Origin of the sequence: Stenotrophomonas sp. GD04024, from assembly GCF_029837545.1 — a bacterium.
Classification (GTDB): Bacteria; Pseudomonadota; Gammaproteobacteria; order Xanthomonadales; family Xanthomonadaceae; genus Stenotrophomonas; species Stenotrophomonas forensis.
In genome coordinates this window covers 1-9461 of sequence record NZ_JAOEDV010000119.1, presented here as the reverse complement: position 1 = coordinate 9461, position 9461 = coordinate 1, and the positions used below count along the sequence as shown (strand labels likewise).

Genomic DNA, 9461 nt, shown 5'->3' with positions numbered 1-9461 from the left:
CCGGACTTTTCGAGTCCGTCAACACCTTCGTTCGATCATCTCGTTCGTCGGTGGTGGCGTCGCTGTTCGCGTGCCGTTTCCGAAGAAGCGATGCGCTGCAGCAAGGGAGCGAATTCTAGAGATCCTGCAGATTTCGTCAAGGCTTTTTTGCAGGGTGATGACAGAAGCGTCGTGACATCACGCATGACGTACGCTCGAAGATCACTGCGGCGTTGCCCGCGCGTTGCGCGGTCAACGCCGCAGCCGCTATCAATGCAGGGATGCACAGTGGAGAGAAAGCAATGAGCATGCAGGTGGCACGCACGTGGTGGCGCGATCTTTCGATGCCGGCGATCGTTGCCGGCTTCATTACAGTGCTGGTCGGCTTCGCCAGTTCCGCCGTGATCGTGTTCCAGGCCGCGCAGGCCGTCGGTGCCGACCAGGCGCAGATCGCCTCGTGGATGTGGGCGCTTGGGCTGGGCATGGGCGTGACCTGCATTGGCCTGTCACTGCGCTATCGCGTGCCGGTAGTGACCGCGTGGTCGACCCCGGGTGCGGCCATGCTGGTGGTGGGTGCCGGCGGTGCTTCGCTCTCTGAAGCGACCGGCGCCTTCCTGCTCGCCGCAGTGCTGGGCATGCTGGCGGGCTTCTCGGGCCTGTTCGCCCGGTTGATGCAGCGGGTGCCGATGGCGCTGGCCGCGGGCATGCTGGCCGGGGTGCTGCTGCGCTTCGGCCTGGATGTGTTCGTGGCCATGAACAGCCAGCTGGTGCTGGCATTGGCGATGTTCGCCACCTGGCTGGCCGGGCGCCGCCTGTTCCCGCGCTACGCCGTCATCGCCACCCTGCTGGTCGGTATCGCGGTCGCCGCCAGCCGTGGCCTGCTGCACGCACAGCAGGTGCACCTGCAACTGGCGATACCGCAGTGGGTGACCCCGTCCTTGTCCTGGACCGCCGTGGCCGGCATCGCCCTGCCCTTGTTCGTGGTCACCATGGCCTCGCAGAACATTCCCGGCGTGGCGGTGATGCGTGCCTCCGGCTACGACGCCCCGGTGTCGCCGCTGATCGGCTGGATCGGCGTGGTCAACACCCTGCTGGCGCCATTCGGCGCGTATGCGCTGAATCTGGCGGCGATCACGGCAGCGATCTGCATGGGCCGCGATGCGCACGAGGATCCAGCACGACGCTACACCGCTGCCATGGCTGCAGGCGCCTTCTATATTGTCATCGGCCTGTTCGGCGCCACGGTGGCGGCGCTGTTTGCCGCGTTCCCGAGGGAACTGGTGGCCTGCGTGGCCGGTATCGCACTGTTCGGCACCATCGGCAACAGCCTGGCCAGTGCACTGGCGGTGGAGCGTGACCGCGAGGCGGCACTGGTCACCTTCCTGGTCACCGCCTCGGGCGTATCGCTGGCCGGGATTGGTTCGGCGTTCTGGGGCCTGGTGGCCGGCGCGCTGTGCCTGCTGGTGCTGCGGCCCCGCCAGGGCCGCTGACCCGGGCTACCCGGCCAATCCGGCACCGACGGTACTCAGCACCGCCGCGATGACGAGGGCGATCATAGTGGCGACCACGCTGGTGCCACCGCGCGCGCTCAGCTCACGGTGCAACCGCGCCTCGTCGCCCGGGCTCTCCGCTCGGGCCCGGGCAATCAGGCGCTGGCAATGTGCCAGGTACCAGGTGTTGCCGAAGGCACCGGTAGTGATGCTGAGCGCGACAGTGATGATCAGCGACAGGCCATCAGGCACATCCAGCAGCGTCTCGATCACGCTGATCAGCAGCAGCAGGCCCGCCCACATCGCTGCGAGGCGATACATCCTGCGGTACATCATCCAGACCAGGCCCAGCAGGAACGCCGGCCAGTGCCAGGTGCCGCTGCCCGTGGCGATGCCCTGATCCAACCGCCAGCGCTGGCGATAGGTTGGGAAGTTGCCTCCGACCACGGCGGCATACAACGCCATCTCGCCCTCCAGCCCGGCGGCGGGCGTGGCCGTGGCCGTGGCCGCCGTCGCGGGCGCGCGGTAGGGATCTGCGGGATCTGCGGGATCTGCAGCGGCGACAGGCGCGACCACCGCATGTTCAAGCGGCGCGGCGACCGGCTCGGCTGTCGCCACCGAAGGGTCCAGTTCGGCCAACGGTCGCCACGACGGCATGCCTTCGCGCCACAGCAGCGTACGCGCCGTCACCGTCCCGTCCTGCTGCAGGCGACGCAGGCCGGCAAGATCGACCGGCCCTTCGCTCTGCCTGCTGTTGGCGTACCACCACTGTGCTTCCTGCATGAAAACGTCCTGGTTGCGTTGATGCGTTACTGGTTGGCCGGCGTCCATGGTGCCGCAGACAACGTCTGTGACAACATATGCCTGCCGCCCGGCGGCAGGGTCACCACGTCGGGTCCGGCATTGGCGGCTTCCAGGCAAACATAGTCGCGCCAGCCCGCGCCGACGTCGGCCATCTTCGCCGCAGCCTCGGCACCGGGATTCCACGCGACCAGCGAACGGCTGCCGTCGGTACGGATGTCGATGCGGCGCTTGAGCACCGGATCACGCAGCACATAGTGGCCCTTGGCCTGCGTATAGATGCGATCGCTACGGCCGGGGTCGCGCGGGTCGCGCAACGACCAGGGGCCCTGCTGCCGACGCGGCTGCGCATAGTTCTCGAACTTGTCCAGATAGTCCAGGCCGTCTACGCCATCGACTTCCACCGCGCTGGCATCCCCCACGCGGAAGTAGTTGTGCAGCGCCTGGGTGATGGTGGCGGGCGTGCTGCCGGTGTTCTCGGTGATCAGCTGCTGGGTCAACTGGCGTCCCACGCGGACAATCATGCGCAGGCGCAGGTCCAGGCTCTGCAGGACCGGCGGCGCCAGGGTCAGCTCGATACTGCCGTCATCCAGGCGACGGGCCTGCTGGAGTTCCCACGGCAAGGTGCGCACGAAGCCGTGGGCGGGCACGTCATTGCCCTGGCCCTGTCGGCCGAAATACGGCCAGCATACGGGGCTGCCTCCCCGGATGGGCGTGGGCAATTCGGCACGTCGCGGTGACAGCCACATCACGTCTGCCTGGCCCTTGGGCACGAAGGAAAGCAGCTGGCCACCAAAGACACTGATGGCGGCGCTGGCCTCGGCGGTTTCCACCAGCCAGGCATCGAGCCCTTGGTACTGCCCGCTGCGTACGCCCTGGATCTGCTGCACGTTGGATCGACTCCGTATGGCCGGCGACTGCACGGCACTGTAGTTGCTGGGAAGCGTGAAACGGGTGGGCACCGGCGCAGTAGCCGGCGTGTTCTGCAGTGCGCGCAGGATACGCTGTCCGGCGCGGCCATCGGTATTAGCCCAGCCCAGGCGCTGCTGCTCGGCCTGGATCGCACGACGCGTGGCGACACCGATCATGCCGTCGGCAGCGCCGATGTCGTGGCCACGGGCCAGCAGCAGGGTCTGCAGCTGGCGGCGCTCATCGCGGCCGATGCCGGGATCATCGGTCGGCCACGCCGTGGCCAGGCCTTTGCTGCCCCGCAGCTGGTCGGCCAGCGTAGCGATCGCCAGCGCATAGCTTTCGGCAGCGTTGTAGCTGTAGATCGCGTCGTAGTTGCGGAACACCAGCAACGCCGGGCCCTTGCTGCCGGCCGGCAGCAGCAGGGCGGCGCGTGCATCGGCGGGCAGGTTGGCCGGAGCCAGTGCACTGCCATCCATCGCGGTCACGCCCTGCGCCCGCCAGTCGGCCAGCGCCCGGCGCTGGGTGCGGCCGGCCTGGCTGGCATTGAAGCCGGCCGGAACACGCACTTCCATGCCCCACGGCTCACCACTGCGCCAACCGGCGCGCTTGAGGTAGTTGGCCGTCGACGCCAGCGCATCGGGAATGCTGCCGACCAGATCGCGGCGGCCATCACCGTCGCCATCGACGGCGATGCGCGCGTAGGTGCTGGGCATGAACTGGGTGTGGCCGAAGGCACCTGCCCAGGAACCGGTCAGCCCCTGCGCCTGCAGGTCACCGCGGTTGATCAGCGTGAGCAGGGCCAGCAGTTCGCCACGGAAGAACGTCTGGCGGCGACCGGCGCAGGACAGCGTGGCCAGCGACTGCAGCAGCGGGCGCTTGCCGAACACGCGACCGTAGTCGCTCTCCACGCCCCAGACCGCGACGATGGTGGCCGGATCGACGCCGTACTGTGCAGACACCCGATCGAGCAGGTCACGATGCTGCTGCAGCATCGCGCGGCCATCATCCACGCGCTGGCGATCGACCAGCGCGGCCAGGTAGTCCCAGATCGGCGTGGTGAATTCGGGCTGCGCATCGAGCAGGCCGAGCACGCTCGGGTCGGGCGTGAGGCCGGCGGTGATCTCGGCGAAGCGGTCGGCACTGATGCCTTGGCTGGCGGCCGTGGCCTGCAGGCCGGCCAGGCAGCGGCCGAACGCCGGGTCGACGGTGATGGTCGCTGGCGCCGACACCTGCGGCGCCGTTGCGAGAGCGGCCGCCAGGCCGAGCGTGGTCAGAATGGGCATGGCGTCCTCCGTGTTGCCGTTGCAGGACCATCTTAGGCGGAGCCCTGCCGCCGAACCTGAAGCGAGGCCGGCTGATGGCGGACCAGGCGACTAGATGGCGCGCAGCAGGCGCAGACCGTAGGCGGGGCTGTCGGCATTCCAACGCTGCACGACCTGCAGGCCGGCCTGCTGCAGCAGCCATTCGAAGCTGTCGTCGGTGTACTTGTGGCTGTACTCCACCCGGATCGGCTCACCGGCCTCGAAGTGGAAAGTACGGCCGTCAAGGTGCACGTCCTGCTCGTGCTGGCTGACCAGGTCGGTCTCGATGCGCAGCCGCGCGGTGCTGTAACGGGCGCGATGGCGGAACCCGTCGAGGTCGAAGTCGCTGCCGATCTCTCGGTTGAGCCGGGCCAGCAGGTTGAGGGTGAAGGCCGCGGTGACGCCCTGTGCATCGTTGTAGGCCGCTTCGATCAGCGTCGGGTCCTTGTGCAGGTCAATGCCGACCAGGGCCAGGCCATCGCGGCCCATGGTCTGGCGCATCGCGCGCAGCAACGCCACCGCGTCGTCACCGGTGAAGTTGCCCAGCGTGGAGCCGGGGAAGAACAGCAGCCGGCGCGCCGGTTCGCGCTCGGGCGTGGGCAGGGCGACGGGACGGGTGAAGTCGGCACACACCGGCAGCATTTCCACGTCGGGCAGCGCCGGTGCAAGGTGGTCGATGCTGGACAGCAGTGCGGCGCGCGAGATCTCGATCGGGGTGTAGGCCACCGGGTCCTGCAGCGCGGCCAGCAGCAGCGCGGTCTTGCGGCCACTGCCGCTGCCCAGTTCAACCACGTGCACGTGCGGGCCCACCACCCGCGCGATGTCGGGCAGCACCCTGGCCAGCAGCGCCAGCTCGGTACGCGTGGGGTAGTACTCGCGGGTCTGGGTAATCTGTTCGAACAGGCGCGAGCCGCGCGCATCGTAGAAGTACTTGGAGGGCAGCTGCCGCGACGGGCGCGACAGACCGGCCACCACATCGGCCAGGATCTGCTGGCGCCCCGGGGTGAGATCGGTCAGCGCCTGCAGTGCGTCATCCACCGTACTCATGTGAGGTCCCTGGCCAGGCGCAGCCCGGAGAACTGCCAGCGCGCCGGCGGCATGAAGAAATTGCGGTAGCTGGCACGTACATGCCCGCGCGGAGTGGCGCAGCTGCCACCGCGCAGCACCCACTGCCCGCACATGAACTTGCCGTTGTATTCGCCCAGGTTGCCGGCGAACGGGCGGAAACCCGGATAGGCCCCATAGGCACTCTGGGTCCACTCCCATACATCGCCGAACATCTGGCGCAGGCCATTGCCCTGCCCGGCCTGCGGGTGCAGGCCATCGTCATCGGCGAAATGGCCGCGCAGCGGTTGCGAGGCGGCAGCGGCTTCCCATTCGAATTCGCTGGGCAGGCGTGCACCGGCCCAGCGGGCACAGGCGTCGGCCTCGTAATAACTGAGGTGGCAGACCGGCGCGTGCAGGTCCAGTTCGCGCCAACCGCCCAGGGTGTATTCGCGCTGCAGGGCGTCGTCCCAGTACAGCGGGTGCTGCCAGTCCTCTGCTTCGCGCAGCGCCCAGCCTTCGCTGAGCCACCAGCGCGGCTCGCGATAGCCGCCGGCCTCGATGAAGGCCAGGTACTCGGCGTTGCTGAGCGGGCGCTCGGCCAGGGCATGGGCGGGCAGCAGCACGCGGTGCGGCGGCGATTCGTTGTCGTAGGCGAAGGCGGCGTGCTGCGGCCACGCCGCGGCACCGACGGTAACGATGCGTTCGGGCGATTCGATCCAGCCCTGCGCAGTGGCGATGCTGGTGATGGCGTGCAGGTCCTGCCGGTAGGCCGGCTGCAGCGGATTGCACCAGAACGCATGCTTGATGTCGGTGAGCAGCAGCTCCTGGTGCTGCTGTTCGTGCTGCAGGCCCAGCTGCAGGTGCTGCAGCGCCTGTGGGTCGAGGTCGCCGGCAGCAAGGCGTGACTGCACCTGCGCATCCACCTGCTGGCGGTAATCGCGTACCTGCTGCAGCGAAGGGCGCGACAGCAGCCCACGCTGTGGCCGCGCGTGGGCCGGGCCGATGCTCTTGTAGTAGCTGTTGAACAGGTAGTCCCAGCCAGGATCGTGCGCCGGTGCGGCGGCAAGGCCTGCCAGCACGAAGCGCTCGAAGAACCAGGTGGTGTGGGCCAGGTGCCATTTGCTCGGGCTGGCATCGGCCATGCTCTGCAGCATGGCGTCCTCGGCGCTGAGCGGCGCGGCCAACTGCAGGCTGCGGGCCCGCACCCGCGCGAACTGGTGGGCGAGATCGTGCTGCGGGGCAGCGACGGCGGCAGGTACGCTGTCCATGCAGGCAGCATCGGCGCAGGCCGGTGAGTGCGACGTCATGGTTCGGCGTCACTTTGTTCACATGGGTGACCCGCCCGCATTCAAGAAGCGGGCCCGAACGCCGCTAACGGCAGTGCTGCGGCCGCGTCGTCACCGCGCTGGAATTCCTGCTTGCCCCTGCATCCGCTCCGCCAGCCTGCGCATTACCTGTTCGTGCTGCCCGCCGTGCTGGTCGCACTGCTGCTGTGGACGGCGCTGGGCAACGAAGACGTTGCCAGCCCGGCCCAGCGCATCCTGCCGTGGCTGCTGGCCAGCCTCGGCGCCGGGCTGGCCCTGCTCTACCACCAGGTGCGTGCGCTGTGCCTGTTGCTGCTGGTGGCGGTGGTGTTCGCGCTGCTGCACCAGGATGTGGGTGGCTACCTGCGCAGTGGCCATGTGACCGCCCTGACCCCGCTGCGCTTCCATGCCATCTCGGCCTGGTTGCCGCTGCTGTTGGCGGGCCTGGCATTGTGGCCGGAACGCGGGCGACGTCGCCAGGACCTGCTGCTGCGCGGCGTGGCCTGCGGCCTGGCGCTTGCCGTCTTCCTGCTGCTGGCAGCACAGCAGCCCAGCGGCATGCACGACCTGTTGTCGGACCGTCACTGGCGCTGGATTCCCGCCCACTGGAACGCGCTGGCGCAGGTGCCGGCCCTGCTGTTCCTGCTGGCCACCGCTGCGTTGGGCTGGCAGGCGTGGCGGCATCCGCGGCCATTGCACACCGCGATGCTGCTGGCTCTACTGTGCCTGTGGTGGATGCTGCCGCGGATCTTCCTGCAACCGGTGCTGTTGCCGGCACTGAGCAGTGCTGCCCTGCTGCTGATGCTGGGTGCGATGCTGCAGGAGTCCTTCCACATGGCCTTCCGCGATGAACTGACCGGCCTGCCGGGGCGCCGCGCGTTCAACGAGACCGTGCAGCGGGCACGCGGCACCTACAGCATCGCAATGGTGGACGTGGATCACTTCAAGTCCTTCAACGACACCCATGGCCACGATACCGGTGACGATGTGCTGCGCCTGGTGGCCTCGCGGCTGTCGCGGGTCAGCGACGGTGGCCGCGCGTTCCGCTATGGCGGCGAGGAGTTCGTCGTGGTGTTCCTGGACCGTCCGGCGGCGGCCTGTGTCGATGCCGTGGAAGCATTGCGGCAGAGCATCGAGGCCACCCGCATGCAGCTGCGCGACCGCAGCACCCGCAGCCGTGATGACGAAGCCGGCCGCCAGCAGCGCGGACGCGGCGGCAACGGCCAGGTGGTGCAGGTGACAGTGAGTATCGGCCTGGCCGACAGCCGTGAGGATCCACGGCCGGCAGCGGTGATCAAGGCGGCCGACCAGGCGCTGTACAGGGCCAAGGACGGCGGCCGCAACCAGGTCCGCGCGCACGCCGGCCAGCGCGTGCTGGCCGTGCGCGGCGGCTGAGGCTCAGACCGCGTCGAGGTAGTACCAGCGGCCGTCGATGCGCAGGAAGCGGCTGTGCTCGGTCATTTTCACCGCACTGCCGCCGCCGATGCGGTAGCGCGCGGTGAAGCGCACCTCGGCGCTGTCCGCACCGGTGGGCGTGTGCTCGTGCACGGTCAGGCCCAGCCAATGCGTGCGCTGGCCCGGCGCCTCCTCCAGCACCAGCTCGGCCGGGCGGGTATCCGGGTGCCAGGTCTGGCGCAGGTAATCGGCAAGGCCACGCACGTACGCGCTGTAGCGCGAACGCATCAGGCGCTCGGCGTCCGGTGCGGCTTCGCCGGCATGGAAGCGTCCACAGCAGGCGGCGTAGTCGGCGGCCAGGCCACAGGGACAGGGATCGGCGGGTTGTCGGCTCATGCCGTCATTGTCGCCGGGTTGCACGGATTGATCCACGCGCGGCACAGGTCAGTTGCAGCAGGACAGGCGTATGCTGTCGCGCCCCCACGTTGAATGACCGCCGTGCTGGAACTGGTTCCCCCTGAGTTGTGGTGGCTGGTGGTGATCGCCTTCATCGCCGGCCTGGTGGATGCCGCCGTCGGTGGCGGTGGCCTGGTGCAGCTGCCCGGCCTGTTCACGGTGCTGCCGCAGCAGACGCCGGCAATGCTGTTCGGTACCAACAAATTCAGTTCGATGTTCGGCACCGGTGCGGCGGCCTGGCGCTATGCGCGCAACGTGCGCTTCCCGTGGAAGCCGGTGCTGTTCGCGGCTGGTACCGCCTTCATCTTCTCGTTCGCCGGGGCCACGGCGGTGAGCCTGCTGCCCAAGGATGCGGTGCGCCCGCTGGTGCTGGTGCTGCTGATCGCGATGCTGGCCTACACACTGTGGAAGAAGGACTTCGGCGCGCTGCACCGGCCGCAGGAGATCGGACGCCGCGAGCTGGTGATCGCGCTGGCGATCGGTGCGGCGATCGGTTTCTACGATGGATTCTTCGGGCCGGGCACCGGCAGTTTCCTGATCTTCCTGTTCGTGCGCTTCTTCGGGCTGGATTTCCTGCGTGCATCCGCCGCGTCGAAGGTGGTGAACCTGGCGACCAATGTGGCGGCAATCTCGTTCTTCGTGCCCACCGGCAACATCCTGTGGCTGTTCGCGCTGCCGATGGCGGCGGCCAACATCATCGGCTCGGTGGTCGGCACGCGATTGGCGCTGAAGGGCGGCACGCCGTTCATCCGCAAGCTGTTCGTGGGGTTGGTGGT

8 protein-coding genes are annotated in these 9461 nt (G+C 68.5%); 3 read left to right on the top strand and 5 right to left on the bottom strand.

Annotation, left to right across the window (positions count from 1 at the left end; translation table 11 throughout):
• Positions 1 to 281: 281 nt before the first annotated feature.
• Positions 282 to 1469, top strand: a complete 1188-nt coding sequence (locus tag N7590_RS21140; RefSeq protein WP_006477924.1) for a benzoate/H(+) symporter BenE family transporter — start codon at positions 282 to 284, stop codon at positions 1467 to 1469.
• 6 nt (positions 1470 to 1475) lie between these two features.
• Here N7590_RS21140 and N7590_RS21135 read toward each other — a convergent pair whose 3' ends face one another.
• The 4 genes from N7590_RS21135 to egtB all read right to left on the bottom strand — a co-directional run bounded on the left by N7590_RS21135 (position 1476) and on the right by egtB (position 6798).
• Positions 1476 to 2252 (bottom strand): DUF2628 domain-containing protein, encoded by a 777-nt coding sequence (locus N7590_RS21135; protein WP_164242761.1) that lies wholly within the window; start codon positions 2250 to 2252, stop codon positions 1476 to 1478.
• Positions 2253 to 2278: 26 nt separating this feature from the next.
• Complete coding sequence (locus tag N7590_RS21130) at positions 2279 to 4465, bottom strand: lytic murein transglycosylase (protein WP_239544534.1); 2187 nt, start codon at positions 4463 to 4465, stop codon at positions 2279 to 2281.
• Between the two features lie 90 nt (positions 4466 to 4555).
• On the bottom strand, positions 4556 to 5530 hold the full coding sequence (egtD, locus tag N7590_RS21125) for an L-histidine N(alpha)-methyltransferase (protein WP_164242762.1): 975 nt from the start codon (positions 5528 to 5530) through the stop codon (positions 4556 to 4558).
• Positions 5527 to 6798 carry an ergothioneine biosynthesis protein EgtB gene (gene egtB, locus N7590_RS21120; protein WP_164242763.1) on the bottom strand — a complete coding sequence of 424 codons (1272 nt, stop codon included), beginning with the start codon at positions 6796 to 6798 and terminating at the stop codon, positions 5527 to 5529. Before egtB ends, egtD begins: the two co-directional genes overlap by 4 nt.
• Positions 6799 to 6948: 150 nt before the next feature.
• On the opposite strand from egtB, the gene N7590_RS21115 reads away from it, so the two are divergent.
• Positions 6949 to 8229 (top strand): GGDEF domain-containing protein, encoded by a 1281-nt coding sequence (locus N7590_RS21115; protein ID WP_053451193.1) that lies wholly within the window; start codon positions 6949 to 6951, stop codon positions 8227 to 8229.
• 3 nt (positions 8230 to 8232) lie between these two features.
• Here N7590_RS21115 and N7590_RS21110 read toward each other — a convergent pair whose 3' ends face one another.
• Positions 8233 to 8625 (bottom strand): YchJ family protein, encoded by a 393-nt coding sequence (locus tag N7590_RS21110; RefSeq protein WP_053451406.1) that lies wholly within the window; start codon positions 8623 to 8625, stop codon positions 8233 to 8235.
• 93 nt (positions 8626 to 8718) lie between these two features.
• Here N7590_RS21110 and N7590_RS21105 point away from each other — a divergent pair.
• On the top strand, positions 8719 to 9461 hold a 743-nt coding region (locus N7590_RS21105; RefSeq protein WP_279935868.1), incomplete at its 3' end, for a TSUP family transporter.